The sequence below is a fragment of the Flavivirga amylovorans genome, assembly GCF_030540875.1.
GTDB lineage: Bacteria > Bacteroidota > Bacteroidia > Flavobacteriales > Flavobacteriaceae > Flavivirga > Flavivirga amylovorans.
Window position 1 is genome coordinate 756176 of record NZ_JAUOEM010000001.1, and the last position, 15854, is coordinate 772029.

The 15854-nt window shown below is 29.0% G+C and carries 14 protein-coding genes; all 14 read left to right on the plus strand.

Annotation, left to right across the window (positions count from 1 at the left end):
• Window positions 1-26 precede the first annotated feature (26 nt).
• On the plus strand, window positions 27-824 hold the full coding sequence (locus Q4Q39_RS03015; protein WP_303280883.1) for a polysaccharide biosynthesis/export family protein: 798 nt from the start codon (window positions 27-29) through the stop codon (window positions 822-824).
• Window positions 825-827: 3 nt separating this feature from the next.
• Window positions 828-3320 (plus strand): exopolysaccharide transport family protein, encoded by a 2493-nt coding sequence (locus Q4Q39_RS03020; RefSeq protein ID WP_303280884.1) that lies wholly within the window; start codon window positions 828-830, stop codon window positions 3318-3320.
• 49 nt (window positions 3321-3369) lie between these two features.
• Window positions 3370-4254, plus strand: coding sequence for an ABC transporter permease (locus Q4Q39_RS03025; RefSeq protein ID WP_303280885.1), 885 nt, complete (start codon window positions 3370-3372; stop codon window positions 4252-4254).
• 6 nt (window positions 4255-4260) lie between these two features.
• On the plus strand, window positions 4261-5067 hold the full coding sequence (locus Q4Q39_RS03030; RefSeq protein ID WP_303280886.1) for a polysaccharide pyruvyl transferase family protein: 807 nt from the start codon (window positions 4261-4263) through the stop codon (window positions 5065-5067).
• Window positions 5068-5076: 9 nt separating this feature from the next.
• The gene (locus Q4Q39_RS03035) at window positions 5077-6351 is read left to right on the plus strand and encodes an ABC transporter ATP-binding protein (protein WP_303280887.1); all 1275 of its coding nucleotides are present in this window, start codon (window positions 5077-5079) and stop codon (window positions 6349-6351) included.
• A gap of 31 nt (window positions 6352-6382) precedes the next feature.
• Window positions 6383-7525, plus strand: coding sequence for a glycosyltransferase (locus tag Q4Q39_RS03040; RefSeq protein ID WP_303280888.1), 1143 nt, complete (start codon window positions 6383-6385; stop codon window positions 7523-7525).
• A 2-nt stretch (window positions 7526-7527) separates the two neighbouring features.
• The gene (locus tag Q4Q39_RS03045; protein ID WP_303280889.1) at window positions 7528-8232 is read left to right on the plus strand and encodes a methyltransferase domain-containing protein; all 705 of its coding nucleotides are present in this window, start codon (window positions 7528-7530) and stop codon (window positions 8230-8232) included.
• On the plus strand, window positions 8213-9319 hold the full coding sequence (locus Q4Q39_RS03050; protein WP_303280890.1) for a glycosyltransferase: 1107 nt from the start codon (window positions 8213-8215) through the stop codon (window positions 9317-9319). Before Q4Q39_RS03045 ends, Q4Q39_RS03050 begins: the two co-directional genes overlap by 20 nt.
• Window positions 9320-9383: 64 nt before the next feature.
• Window positions 9384-10370, plus strand: a complete 987-nt coding sequence (locus Q4Q39_RS03055; RefSeq protein WP_303280891.1) for a glycosyltransferase family 2 protein — start codon at window positions 9384-9386, stop codon at window positions 10368-10370.
• A gap of 3 nt (window positions 10371-10373) precedes the next feature.
• Window positions 10374-11198, plus strand: coding sequence for a glycosyltransferase family 2 protein (locus Q4Q39_RS03060; RefSeq protein ID WP_303280892.1), 825 nt, complete (start codon window positions 10374-10376; stop codon window positions 11196-11198).
• A gap of 15 nt (window positions 11199-11213) precedes the next feature.
• Window positions 11214-12239: a glycosyltransferase family 2 protein gene (locus tag Q4Q39_RS03065; RefSeq protein WP_303280893.1), complete on the plus strand. Its 1026-nt coding sequence runs from the start codon at window positions 11214-11216 to the stop codon at window positions 12237-12239.
• Between the two features lie 11 nt (window positions 12240-12250).
• Complete coding sequence (locus Q4Q39_RS03070) at window positions 12251-12844, plus strand: class I SAM-dependent methyltransferase (RefSeq protein ID WP_303280894.1); 594 nt, start codon at window positions 12251-12253, stop codon at window positions 12842-12844.
• Entirely contained in the window at window positions 12844-13926 is a 1083-nt protein-coding gene (locus tag Q4Q39_RS03075) for a glycosyltransferase family 2 protein (protein ID WP_303280895.1), read from the plus strand. The genes Q4Q39_RS03070 and Q4Q39_RS03075 overlap by 1 nt, the downstream gene beginning before the upstream one ends.
• 9 nt (window positions 13927-13935) lie before the next feature.
• The gene (locus Q4Q39_RS03080; protein WP_303280896.1) at window positions 13936-14715 is read left to right on the plus strand and encodes a glycosyltransferase family 2 protein; all 780 of its coding nucleotides are present in this window, start codon (window positions 13936-13938) and stop codon (window positions 14713-14715) included.
• Window positions 14716-15854: the final 1139 nt, after the last annotated feature.

A 15854-nucleotide genomic window follows, 5' to 3' on the forward strand; every position in this document is an offset into this window, starting at 1 on the left:
TATTTGTGATAAATCAATTTACCTTTATGAAGAAATGCTTTTTTGTTGCTATAATGATTGTAAATATGGTATTTGTATCTTGTATACCCTATAAAGATACTATTTATCTTCAGAATAAAAGTAAAGCAACAGATTCTACTCAAATTATTGTTGAAAAACAAAAACCTTATCGTGTTCAGATTAATGATATATTGAATATTAGAATAAAGGCTGCTAAACAGGAAACAGTAACTATTTTTAACCCTATTGGTCAAGGAGGAGATTTGAACGCAAGTAGTTTAGAACGTGCTTATTTTGATGGTTTCACAGTAGATTTGCATGGGAATATATTGATGCCGAAATTAGGTGAGATTAATGTTTTAGGTTTTACTACAAATGAAATTAAAGGGATCATTGAAAAAAAATTATTAGAAAAAGAATATAAAGCAGCAAACGATATTTTTGTAACAGTAAAGCTTACAGGTTTGCAATACACAACAACTGGTGAAATAGGAAATACGGGTACTAAAACCATTTTTAAAGACCGTGTAAATATTTTTGAAGCTATTGCTAATTCTGGAGATATCCCTGATACTGGAGATAAGAAGGATGTTCTAATTATCAGGCAATTTCCTCAGGGACAAAAAATATTTCATTTAGATTTAACAGATATTAGTGTTATGAATTCTCCCTATTATTACATTCAACCTAATGATATGATTTATGTAAAACCATTAAAGCAAAAATCTTGGGGAACAGGTACGACAGTTTTACAAAATTTGGGAGCTATAGCTACCGTTTTATCGTTTATTACAACTACAATTTTATTGGTAGATAGAATATAACTTATGCCTTACGACGAGATAGAAGATATTAATAGTACAGAAACAACGGCTCCAGGCGTTAGTTTTGATATTAAAGGGTTTTTATTTAAAGTTCTTAAGTTCTGGAAATTGTTTGTATTATGTATTGGCGTAGGCTTAATAGTAGCATATTCAATAAATGTTAGAAAGCAAAATGTTTACAGATTAAGTTCTCTTATGTCTGTTGAGAATGATCAGAATCCTTTTTTTGCTGCAAATACTAGTATCTCTTTTAACTGGGGAGGTGTTTCTGGTAAAGTAGGTAAAATTATGATTGCTATAGGAACTAGAAGCCATAATGAAAAAGTGGTAGACTCTTTGGGATTTTATGTACAGTATTTAAAACAAGGAGAATACAGAAAGGTTGATATTTATAAAAAAGCGCCTTTTTATATAAAAATAGATAAGGCTAAACCTCATGTTATAGCTAGACCTATTAGTATTAAGTTTTTAAGTGATTCACAATTTGAATTAAATATTGATTTTCCATCGGATAAAGTAAAAGGACAAAATTATAGTGATAAATCGATGTCGAACATTTCGGTACCTGTAGGCTCATATAGTAAAGTTTTTAACATAGGAGAATATGTAGAACTTCCTTTTACATCATTTACTTTATATACTAGACCAGATGCTAATATTGTTGAAGATTCACAATATTTTGCTCAGTTTTTAAATTTTGATAGTGTTGTAAATAGGTATAAAGGGGCTGTTTCTGTAAGACCTTATTCAAAAACATCGTCATCTATATTAACTCTATCTCTTAAGGGCTATAATAAAGGCAAAATTGTCGATTATTTAAATGCTACTACTGCAATTTTAGGTCAAACAGATTTGGAACGTAAAAATTTGTATGCTACTAATACCATAAAGTTTATAGACAGTAGTTTAAGTATTGTAGGAGATACTTTGAAAGCTGCAAATTATACTATGAATGCTTTCAGAAAGAAAAATAAGGTTTTTGATGTTAGTGAAGAGTTGGAAGAAGTGTCAGGAAAACTTAGTGAATTAGATTTAAATAAAGAAGCTAATGAGTCCAAATTACAATATTTAGACATTCTTGAGAATTACTTACGAACAAAAACAGATTATACAAAAATAGCTGCGCCAACATCAGTAGGTATTGAAGAAAATAATATTTCTGCAAGCGTGTCTAAAATAACGGCTCTATCTATTGAACGTCAAGAGTTAGAGCAACTTGTTCAGGAAGGATCATCTTCTCTTAAAGAATTAGACGGCAGTATTGATGCAGAAAAGAATGTGTTATTGGAAACTATCGCCTCTACAAAACGAACCATAAATATACAGCAACAAATTATTCAAACTAATAAGTTAAACTTAGAAAAGCGTTTAAGCAAATTACCGGAGGATCAACAAGAATTTCTTAAAATACAGAGAAAGTTAACCTTAAGTCAAGAGTCTTACGATGTGTTTATGGCCAAAAGAAGTGAAGCTGCTATAATTAAGGCTGCCAATGTATCTGATGTATTAGTAATTGAAAAAGCTAAGGATATAGGAAATGGACCTATTGGTCCTAACAGGAACCTTAATTATATGATGGCTTTTATGATTGGTTTTTTTTGTCCCTTAGTTTTAGTCTTTGTTTTGTTTTTATTAGATAATACGATACATGGTACAGATGAGGTTGAAAGACTATCTAAAATTCCTATTCTGGGCCTTATTGGTAAATATGAACACGATAATAATTTAGTTGTTTTTGACAAACCAAAGTCGGCAGTAGCTGAAGCTTTCAGGTCTGTCAGATCAAGCTTACAGTTTTTTTATAAAAAGTTGGATAAAAAAGGCGGACGTACCATCATGCTAACCTCTTCGGTTAGTGGAGAAGGTAAAACGTTTTGCTCTATTAATATAGCAAGTGCTTATGCTTTGTCTGGTAAAAAAACCATATTATTAGGGTTAGATTTACGTAAACCAAAGATTTTTGGTGATTTTGATATAGATAATAACATTGGTGTTGTTAATTATTTAATAGGAGATAAAACGCTTGAAGAAGTAACTTTTAAAAGTCATATTGATAATTTAAATGTTATTACTTCAGGACCAATTCCGCCTAACCCGTCAGAATTGTTAATGAGTGATGCAATGCATGATCTTATTGCGGATTTAAGAAATGAATATGATATGATTGTACTTGATTCTCCCCCGCTAGGTTTAGTAACCGATGCTTTGATATTATCACAGTATGCAGATGCTACATTATTTATAATAAGGCTTAATTATACTAAAAAAGGTATGCTGGAACTGGTTAATGCAAAGCATAAATCTGGAGAATTAAGGAATATTAGTTATATACTAAACTTCTATAAAGCTAGTCATAACTATGGTTACGGATATGGATATGGTTACGGATATGGATATGGTACTTATGGTAATGCTTACCATGAATCGTATAAGGATAAAAGCTTTACAGATAAAATAAAAGAAAGACTAAAGAATATAAAGCTCTTTAAAAAGTAATGTATTATTAAAGCGCGTTAAATAAATTAACTTCAATAAAAAATAAGCTGTGAAACAAGAACAGTGGCTGTATACAATCTCACCCAAAAAAAGTTTAATACATTTAAATTTTAGAGAAATATGGAGATATAGAGACTTACTATTTTTATTTGTAAAAAGGGATGTTATTACACTTTACAAGCAAACTGTATTAGGTCCTTTATGGTATTTTATTCAACCTTTATTTACCTCAATTATATTTACCTTAATATTTAATGATATTGCGGATATTAAAGTGGGAAACGGAATGCCTGCTTTTCTTTTTAATTTAGCAGGTATAACCTCTTGGAACTATTTTAGTGAATGCATTAAAGGAACGAGTGATACTTTTAAAAAAAACCAAAATATATTTGGTAAAGTGTACTTTCCAAGAGTGATTATGCCTATGTCTACGATTGTGTCAAACTTGATTAAGCTCGGCATTCAGTTATTGGTTTTTATTGCTTTTTATATTTATTTTGTCTTTTTTACAGATAAAGGATCGGCTTGCTCTCCTCAAATCTCTTTGCTTTTTTTACCTGTTTTAATTGTTCTGATGGGCTTTTTAGGTTTGGGGCTGGGGATGATTATATCTTCTATGACGACAAAATACAGAGACCTGACTTTTTTAGTAGGTTTTGGAGTTCAATTACTTATGTATGCTTCGGCAGTTATGTATCCAATGGAGCTTATTGAGCAGAAAGTAGCAAATGGTAGCATTCCTAAATTTGCAGGTATATTTATTGAATATAACCCTATGGCTACGATTATTGAGTTATTCAGGTATATGACTTTAGGAACTGGAACATTTAATATAAGCGAATTTATTTATACAGGAGTCATATGTATAGTCGTTTTCTTTATAGGTTTAATCGTTTTTAATAAAACAGAAAAAACATTTATTGATACTATTTAGTAGCTTATGAAAATTAGACTTTTTTGGTGGCAGGAAAAACGTGAAAACGGAAAAGAAAATTATGGTGATTTAATGTCTAAATACCTTGTTGAGAAAATTTCTAACAAAAAAGTCATCACAGTTACACACCCATCTAAGCGATTGTATAGACGTATATTTAAGCACTATTTGGCTATAGGTAGTATTATTTCTTCTGCCAATAAAAATTCTGTAGTGTGGGGGAGCGGTATTATAAAAAAAGAAGACAATATAAGAGATGCAAAGTTTTTAGCTGTCAGAGGCCCAAAAACCAGAGCTAGAATTTTAGAGAAAGGGTTTAATTGCCCAGAATGCTACGGAGATCCTGCTTTATTATTACCAGACTATTTTAACCCTAGTATAGAGAAAAAATATAAAATTGGTATCATACCGCATTATGTCGATTATAAAGATGTAAAAGCTGCGTTTTCAAATAATTCGTCTGTAAAGGTTATTGATTTATTAACTTATAGTGTAGAGGAAACGACTATCGAAATTTTAGAGTGTGAAAATATAATTTCGTCTTCATTACATGGAGTAATAGTTGCACAAGCATATAAAATTCCAGTTTTGTGGTTAAGGTTTTCAGATAAATTATCTGGAGATAATGTCAAATTTTATGATTATTATGAATCTGTTGGTGTACCATTTGAGGATACTATTTTAATAGAACCTAATAATCTTAATGAATCCTTAATTGAAACATTATTAAAAGAGCATAAAGATGTTTTATTAGCTGATGGTTTTCGTTTAGATCAACGTAAAAAAGATTTAATGGAATCCTGCCCTTTTTAAATTATAACTATGGGGAATGATATTATTTTAAAAGCCGAAAATGTTTCTAAACAATACCGTTTAGGATTGATAGGTACAGGAACAATCAGTCACGATTTAAACCGTTGGTGGAGTAGATTAAGGGGGAAGGAAGACCCTTATTTAAAAGTAGGAGATGTTAATGACAGAAGTACAAAAGGTAGTTCTGATTATGTTTGGGCTTTGCAGGATATCAATTTTGAAGTAAAAAGAGGAGAGGTTTTAGGCATTATTGGGAAAAATGGAGCAGGAAAGTCTACACTTTTAAAAATTTTGTCAAAAGTTACCGGACCAACAACCGGAGAAATTAAAACCAAAGGGCGTATTGCTTCTTTACTAGAGGTGGGTACAGGTTTTCATCCGGAAATGACAGGAAGAGAAAATATCTATTTGAATGGTGCTATTTTAGGAATGACAAAAGCTGAGATAAGCTCTAAAATTGATGAGATTATTGATTTTTCTGGGTGTCAACGCTATATAGATACTCCTGTAAAACGTTATTCTTCTGGGATGACAGTACGTTTAGCTTTTGCTGTAGCCGCTTTTTTAGAACCTGAAATTTTGGTCATTGATGAAGTGTTAGCTGTTGGAGATGCTGAATTTCAAAAAAAAGCTATAGGAAAGATGCAGGACATTAGTAAAGGAGAGGGAAGGACTGTTTTATTTGTGAGTCATAATATGGCAGCTATTGAAACTTTATGCACCAGAGTCATTGTTTTAAAAGATGGTTGTGTTTTTACTGAAGGGAACCCAACTCAAGCCATTAATGAATATTTAAATAGTAGTGTTTATTCTATGCGTTCAGTGGATTTTAAAGATGCTGAAGCAGGAGAAAAAGGGAATGAATTTATAGAGCTGATAGAAGCAAGTGTTGATAATGCTTCATTGGATAACAAAGAAGCCGTTTTAGATGTTACTTCTGCAATCAATGTTCGTTTTAAGTTTAAAAATTTAACAAAAAGCGAAACCATTTCTATTGGATATGATTTAAAAACCATAAAAGGTGATATTGTTTTTGGAAGTGGGAATAAATTTCCTTGTAATATTAATAAGGAGACCGAATTGATATGTCATATACCTGCGAATTTTTTAAATGATGATATCTATCAAATACATGTATATTTTCATTCAAACGACATGCAGGCTTTGTATTCAAATTCAGAGCTACTTACATTTGAAGTTAAAGACGTTAAAAGAGAATCAAACTATTTAGGTAAGGTTAACGGTATTATAAGACCAAAATTAGAGTGGACTATTAATCATTAAGTGATAATTAAAAATAGTATAATTACTTTTTATGAAAACTAAAGTATTGTTTTTAGTATCAGATTTCTATCATGGTGGAGCACAGCGTGAAATGTTTGAATTGGATAGTGTTATTGATAAGAGTTCTATTGATGTCAACATATTGTGTTTATCTCAGTTAAATAGTTCGGAGTACTTTACAGATTTTTTTTATGAAAAACACTTGGGTATAAAAACGACTGTTTTTTTTTTAGAAGATATTATACCAAATAGTAAGAGCGGGTTATTAAAAAAAATAGCAAATAGAATACAAGGGAATAAAAATAATTTGAAAAAGAGAAAAGCTTTAGAAACTTTTCTTAATGGATTTACTCGTGTGTTTTTTATGGGAGAATATGTTTTTCAAAGTATAGCGTCTATTTTATCACAAAACTATTTTGAAAAAGTAATTATATTTATAATGTCTGCCAGGTTTCAAGGAGAACATTATAGAAACCTTCCTAAAGATGTTAAGTATTTGTTTATTTCTGGATTTGATAAACAAGAAGAAGTTGATTATGAGTTTGAAGGTTTTACTAATTACAATCATATCCCATTACTACTAAGTTTAAGAGTAAGTGAAGCGTTTAACAATTGGAAATTTGAGTCGCATAATAAAGTTAAAAAGATTGGGATTTTTACCAGATTAAATAAATCAAAGCCTCTGGATCCTTTTTTTTATGCATTACATATTTTGTTAAATGAACTGCCCAATGTTGAATTACATATTTTTGGAGCTGGCGACTATAAAAAAGCAGGTTACGATAGGTATATAAGTCACTTACAATTATCTAAAAAGATATTTTTCAAAGGCCACCAGAAAGATATAAAAGCATCAATTAATAAGGAAAGATTAGATTTAGTTTGGTTTCAAGGATATAACAATAAACCAGCTGGCTATGCTGCATTAGATATTTGTTTAACTGGTATTCCTCTATTATTATGGGATTTTTATGCAGGAATAAATATAAAGATTAACCAAACAGAAGAAGTGTTTCCTCATTTTAAAGATTTATCGTTGTTTGTTGAAGCCAGTAAAAAAGTTTTACAAAATGAAGAGTTTGCAAATGCTGTTTCAGAAAAACAATTCAAATACGTTATTGATAAGAGGGATATAGAACAAAATATAAACGCAATAAAACACTTATTTAATTAAAAATGATTAACGATTTTATAAATACCACATTTGCTAGTTCGAATTTAGATGATTATATTATTCGTACTGCCATTTTTAAAGCAATAGTGGAAAATATTCACTTATTTGAAGGCGATTTATTAGATATTGGATGTGGTAAAATGCCTTATAAAGAATATATTTTAAAGCACTCGCAAACTAAAAGCTATGCAGGACTTGATATCGAGACGGCATTGCAGTATGATAGTATTGTGAAACCAGATTACACTTGGGATGCTATTAAAATGCCTTTTGAAGATAATTCGTTTCATTCCGCCTTTGGAACAGAAGTTTTAGAGCATTGCCATGAACCAGAAGTGATTTTAAAAGAGACCTATCGTGTTTTAAAAACAGGTGGATCTTTCTTTTTTACAGTACCATTTTTATGGCCTTTACATGAAGTTCCAAACGATGCGTGTAGATATACACCGTTTTCTTTAGAACGACACTTAAAAAATAGTGGATTTAAAGATATTCAAATTAAAGCCACTGGTGGCTGGCATGCGGCTATGGCACAAATGCTTGCATTATGGATTAAAAGAGGCCCTATTTCACGCAAAAAAAGGAAATGGCTTATTTTTATTTTTAAACCTATAATTAAGGTTTTAATTAAAAAAAGTAAAGCCGAAAAAGTAGTTTTTAAAGAAGGACAAATGATAACTGGCTTATATGGATTTGCAAAAAAATAGAATAGCAATAATTTCACCTTTAAAGAATTCGTATTCTGAGACCTTTATCCAAGAGCAAAAAAATGGATTAAAAGGTGAGGTGTTTTATTATTACGACGGTACATTACCCAAATATTTAGAAAACTACGGATTATTATTAACGCCTTATATTTCAATAGTTAATAAGCTAAAACGATTATTAGGTTTCAATAAATTTACAGCAAAAGAGACAGCTTTTTTAAAATCGTTAAAAAGGAATAAAATACAAGCCGTTTTAGCACAATATGGTCCAACAGGACATAAAATTCTTAATATCTGCAAGTCTTTAAAATTACCATTAATAGTTCATTTTCATGGCTATGATGCTAGCGTTAAAAGTATTATTGAAGAACATAATAATTATAAAGAGCTGTTTAAGTATGCTTCCAAAGTTATAGTAGTTTCTCAACAAATGCATAGAAACCTCATTACTTTGGGGTGTGATGTAGAAAAAGTTGTCTATAACCCTTGTACGCCGCATGACATTTTTTTTGAAATAGAACCAAAATTCACAAAAAAACAATTTATTTCTGTAGGAAGGTTTACTAATAAAAAAGCACCATATTATACTATTTTAGCTTTTAAAAAAGTAGTGGAGTTACATTCTGATGCTCAGTTGATTATGGCAGGGGATGGTGGTTTGCTTAATACTTGTAAAAACTTAGTTTTATTGTATGGCTTGCAGAATAATGTGCAATTTGTAGGCATAATTAATAGAGACGAATATATTGATTTATTAAAAGAATCTTTAGCGTTTGTTCAACATTCTATTATTGCTGCTGATGGCGATAGTGAAGGTACACCAGTTGCAATTTTAGAAGCTAGTGCAGCAGGGTTGCCTGTTGTTTCAACAATTCACGCGGGCATTCCAGATGTTATTGAACATGGGGAAACAGGATTATTATCTAATGAACACGATGTAAATACGATGTATGAAAACATGTTAAAACTAATAACTAATTTAATTTTAGTAAAACAACTGGGAGCATCTGGAAAAGCTAAAATTAAAGCACAATTTAATTTAGATAAACATTTGGAGGTTTTGCAAAAAACTATTGAATCGGCTTAATTAAGTGTAGGCTATTGACTATCATTTGTTATATTAGCTAAATACCCTAAACTTGTTTGAATTAATGGATTCATTGGTGTCTATAATCATTCCCGCTTACAATCGATCGCAATTAATTAGCGAAACTTTAGATAGTATTTTGGCACAAACCTATACCAATTGGGAATGCATCATCGTTGATGATGGTTCTACTGATAATACTACAAACATAGTTAAAGAATACTCAATTAAAGATTCTAGATTTTCAATTAAAAACAGACCTTCAGGAAAACAAAAAGGTGCCAATGCTTGCAGAAATTATGGACACAAACTAAGTAAAGGTGATTATGTTTTATTTTTAGATTCGGATGATATTTTAAAAAACACCTGTTTAGAAAATCGATTACATGTTTTCAAAACATCAAAAAGTATAGATTTTGTTATAGCTAATTCGTCTTATATTAAAGATAATGTTTTTTATAACAAGCCAATTTGTGAGTTTCCAAGTGATTTTAGTTCAGAAAAATATTTAAATCTTTTTTTAAGTTATAAATTTCCTTGGACTATAATGAGTGTGCTTTGGAAAAAAGAAACCATTCAAGATTTTGAGTTTGATGAAAATTTAATGAGATTACAAGATATAGATTATCACATAAAAATATTATTGGCAAAACCTTATAATTGTTATAGAATAAATAAAATTGATAATTATTATCGTTTAAATGATAAAAAATCTTTCAGTGAAAAAACCGTGAACTTAAATTTGATATCATTAATTGAGTTTAACCAAACTCAATTAAATCAACTAGATTTAGAAAAACATAAAAAATATTTGACACAATTTAACTGTAAAATAGTCTTGCAGTTTCTTACTCCTAATTTTAATAAAAATAGAATAATTTCTAATCGTGTTTTGTTTTGTTTGTTTAATTCTAAAATTTATAATTTTAAACAAAAAACATATATATTACTGTTAATGTTTTTTTTGAATACCAATTTATTTAATTTAAGGAGAATTGGGATGAATAAGTTTAGAAGTCATTTTAGAGTAGTTATGAATTTAGTATATTAATAAATGAATAATAAACCGTTAATTTCTGTAGTAATACCTTGTTATAATCAAGCTCATTTTTTAACAGAAACTTTAGAGTCTGTTCTGAATCAAACTCTTAATAATTGGGAGTGTATTATTGTAAATGATGGTAGTCCAGATAATACTGATGAGGTTTCGGAAAAATGGGTAAAAAAAGATAAACGATTCAAGTATATATATAAAGACAATGGAGGTTTGCCTAGTGCTAGAAACGCAGGGATTGCAATAAGTGATAGTGAATATATACTACCATTGGATTCAGATGATAAAATTCATCCTTCATTTTTAGAAAAAATAATTCAAGCATTTAATAATAACCCAAGTTTAGAATTAGTTTGTTCAAGAATTCAGTTGTTTGGTGTGAAAAATGAAGAATTGATTTTGCCAAATTATAATTATAATCAACTATTGCTGCAAAATTGTTTTGGACATTGTTCGGCTTTTAAAAAACGCACATGGAAAGCAATAAATGGCTATGATGAAAACTTGAAGTCTTTTGAAGATTGGGAATTTTGGATTAGATTATTAAAAAATAATGGTAAGGTTTATAAAATACCTGAGCTTTTGTTTATATATAGAAAGCATGAATCTAACTCACTTTCCAATAGATTTTATACAGATGGTGAATTTTATTTTTCACTTTATAACTATGTTTATAAGAAGCATATAGATTTGTATATAAATACATTTCCAAACTTTATATTTGTTTATAAAGATTATTTAAAGTTTAAAGCCTTTAACGAAAAAGTGAAAAGAAATATACTTTTTAAAATTTATAATCAATTTAAAAAAATGCTAAAGAAATAGCTTATAAGGTTATATATGCGAGTAGGAGAAAATGTATCAAGAGATAAGTTAATTGAAAAAAGATCTGGTAATCATAGAGTTATTATGCCTTTGTATATTCCTCATGAAACAGATTATTATAAAGATTCATTTTCGATTTTTAAAATGTGCTTGTTGTCTGTAAATAAAACAGCAAGTTCTAATGTGGTTATTTCTGTTGTGAGTAATGGCAGTAGTGAATCAGTTAATAAAAAACTGTTAGCGCTTTATGAGCAGGGCTTAATAAATGAACTTATTATTGAAACAGATGAAATAGGCAAAATAAACTGTATTTTGAAAGTTTTAAGAACTTCAGACGAGCGCTTTTTAACAATTACTGATGCTGATGTTTTATTTTTAAATAATTGGGAAAATGAAGTCATGAAAATATTTGAAGCATTTCCTAAGGCTTCGGCAGTAAGCCCTATGCCAGTTTTTAGAACGCAAAACCATTATACATCTAATATTATTTTTGATTATTTCTTTTCAAAAAAGATAAGGTTTTCTGAAGTGAAAAATGCGGAAGCATTAACTAGGTTTGCTAAAAGTATTGGGTGGGAGTGGTTAGATGAAAAATGGAAAGATGTTATTATGACTGTTGATGCTTCAAATAGTGATTTAAAAGCAGTTGTAGGTTGTAACCATTGTACTGTTACTTATAAGAGAGAAATTTTTAAAAGCATTCCAGATAAAAATTCAAAATATAAATTAGGTGGAGACAGTGAAGGCTTGTATTTAGACCAACCTTCAATGTATTATGACGGATACAGATTGGCAACTTATAATAATTATGCCTACCATTTAGGAAATAAAATAGAGCCATGGATGTTAGAATTATTTGATGGTTTAAAGGAAAATAATAAAAAAGAATTCTTATTTAAGGCTCCAATTTTAAAAAAGTCTAAATTCAAGCATGCTTTGAAAAATGTATTTTTTAAAAAAATAATTGCTCGAAAAAAAATAAGAAAGGCCTATTATTTAAGAAAAGGTTTAAGTTCTGATAAAGTAAATAACTTTGTTTAATACTAGTTTTAATGAAACTCTATAAATACTATTATAATAAAATTGCCGATTTAAAACGTAGGGTGGTTACAAATAAAAACACCAAACAAAATAAATCAGACGTAGATAGATGGAAGCAAAAAAAATGGCTTTTTGAAGATTGGAATGAACGTACAGAAATCATGTCGCGGTGGATTCAACCACATGATAATGTTTTGGAGTTTGGAGCAGCAAAATTAGCTTTAAAACAATTTTTACCTAAGGGGGTAGTTTATACACCATCAGATATTGTAGATAGAGGAGAAGGTACTATTGTTTGTGATTTAAATCAGACGATTCCAGACTTTAAGCTTCAAGATGTGATCTTTTTTAGCGGTGTTTTAGAGTATATTTATGACTTACCAGGTTTAATATCTAAGTTATCGTCGAAAACGAACAGATTTATAATATCATACGGTACATTTGATAAATTCAATAGTTTAAAGAATCGAAAAATTAACGGTTGGGTTAATGCTTACACAAATGATGAGATTTTGGATATCTTTCAAAAAAATAATTTCAAATTGATTGAAATAGATGAATGGAGAAATCAAACAATTTATGTTTTTGATAAGATAAAAAGTTAATGTTTTCAATAATATATCCATATCGCAATAGAGATATTCAAAGAGTAAAAAACTCTTTGGAGTCTCTGGAAAAGCAAACCAGTAAAAATTTCGAGGTTTATTTTGTGAACTATGGTTCTGATAAAATATACACTAAACAGGTTGAAGATTTACTTGTTAAGTACAGCTCTGTAAAATATAGTTACTTATATACTGAGCAACAACCCTGGAATAAATCTAAAGCTATTAATAGCGTATTGAAAAGTTTAGAATCTGGATATTTTTTTGTTGCAGATATTGATATGATTTTTCATTTAAACTTTATTAAAAAGGCTTTAAAATTATTAAGGAATAATGAGGCCTATTATTTTCAAGTAGGTTTTTTAAGTGAAGAAGAATCAAGAACAACTAAAAACTTTAAAGATTATACAATAAAGTTTAAAAGTAATGAGAAAGCAACAGGCTTAACTTTGTGTTCTGTAGAATCAGCTAAAGCAATTGGAGGTTTTGATGAGTTTTATCATTTTTGGGGTTCAGAAGATACAGATTTTCATATAAGACTGAAAAATGCAGGAGGACATGTTAATTTCTATAATAAAGAAGTCTTGATGTTGCATCAATGGCATGAAACTTACAGAAATAAGGAAGTTAAAACGTTGAGTAAATCGTTGCAGGTATCTGGAATAGTACAGTTTAATCATTTTTATTTAAAAAAGGCTGCTCAAGAAAAAAGAACAGTTATCAATAATGAAAATTTCGGAAAAACACAATCCAAAAAAGATTACGAAAAATTAGTTGAGCATAAAAAAAATAATATCAAACTAATAAGCAATAAGCAGGTTGAAATTGATTATTTTCTTTTTAAGGAATTACCATGTTTAGAACCAGGATTACATACTTTTAAAATATATGAAGCTGTTGAGAAGTCTTTAAAATCGGTGATTAAAAGGAAATTAAAAAAGAGCAATACTAAGTATTATTCACTAAAAACCATTAACGATAAATTGTTATTTCATATCATAAATTTTTATAGTAATTATCATTACAATTATAGTATTTCAGAAGATTTGAAAAGCATTAGATTAGTCATCAATAAATTATAAGAACTAAGGATGGTATCAGTTGTAATTAGAAATAAAAATCAGGATAACGCACTTACGTTTTTATTAAAAAACCTCACGGAAAGATATCAAAACGATATTTCAGAAATTATTGTTATTGATAATTTGTCAACAGATAGAAGCGAAGAAGTAAGCAAATCATTTGGAGCCAGGTTTGTCACCATAAGGGATTTTAGTTATGGTGGTAGTGCTAATTTAGCGGCACACGAAGCTTCTAATGATATTGTTGTAATTTTTAGTGCGCACTCATATCCGGTAAGCCACGATTTTTTTAAACTTATTGTAGAAAAATTTAAAGGGAGAGAGGACTTGGCAGGACTCAGATGTTTGCATAGTCCAAACGATTATAGAAATTTTATAGGTAAAGTGTCATCGCAAACAGATCCAAATAGGTCAGGTTTGATTTTTTCTGGTTCTGCATTTAATAAAAAAGTTTGGAAACAGCATCCTTTTAGGGCTGATGTTGCAACTTTTGAAGACAAAGAATGGTCTAAAAGAGTGATTGAAAACGGTTTCAAAATAGAGTTTGTAGAGTCTATTTTTAGTTACGAAATAAAAAGAACCAGGAAACAAAAATTCTTTAGGTTTAAAAGTGATGTTATTGGTAATTATCAGTTATGGCATCAAGATGTAAATATTGCAAGTGCATTTAAAGGCTTTCTAATGTCTTCATATAAATTAATAACGCATTTTTTTATTGATCTGTGGTACATTATAAAGAGGTTTTTATTTACCATTAAGTTTATTTCTAATAAGCCTGAAAAGTTTTAAAAAATATGGTTTTTATTGATAAGGTTAAGACGTTAAAACATCTTGAGATTAAAAATCGAAAAATGGCTGTTTTGGGAACAATCGGTCTCCTCTTTATAATAATAGTATATCAGTTTTATTTCATTTTTTTTGGTTTAGATACTCAAGATTCATTTTTCCATATAACAAGAATGGTTTATAATGATCCGTATGCTTTAGCTTTTCTTTCGTATAAATTTGGTTATTTATGGAGTTTGATATTTGGAAAGCATATTCTAAGCTTTAGAATTCTTAATATGCTATTGTATATTTTTATGCTTTTATCTCCTATTTATTTAATAAAAGAAGCATGGAAGAAGTTATACCTTTACGTTTTATTGATTGTCGTTAACGTTTTTTTTACATTAATGAATTGGAACATATTAGGATATGACTCTTTTTCTTTTTTATCAATAATAATAGTAACGATATTAACTATAAACTATTTAAAGAAGTGTAATTATAAAAATCTATTATTATTAGGTATATCTATAGCTTTCAGTATAGCTTTTAGATTTCCGAATATTGTACTATTACCTATCATTTTTCTAATCATAGCTTACCAGAGTTTTTATTTTAAAAACACAAATTTTATAAAGCATATCTCAGTTTTCCTGTTAAGTACTGCAATAGTTTACGGTTTGTTAGTCTTGTTATCTTATAACTCTTTTATATTATTTAAAGAGGCATTTATTAAAGCTTTATCGGATACGGGTGAGCAACATGGGGTCTCTAAATTGATTAATACATATGTATACCATCTGGGAAAAATTTTAAGAAATACTTTTGTAATAATAGCCTTTTATGCTTTGTGTATTTATTTGAAACCAAAAAAGTATAATGTATGGTTTTATGCTTTATCTATGTTATCTGGACTTTACCTTTTTTACGAATATATTTATGGTTCGAGCTATAATGATAGAGTATCTCTTTTTATGGGAGCATTAATATTTTCTATTAGTATAATACATTTATTTTATTCTTATAAGAGAGAAAAAAAAATACCACTAAATACTATTGTAATCTTAACATTAATCTCGTTATTGTTTGTTCCTTCGATGGGATCTAAGTCAGGGTTGAAGTATAGCGGTATATTTGTAGTTTTCCTTCCATTCCTATAT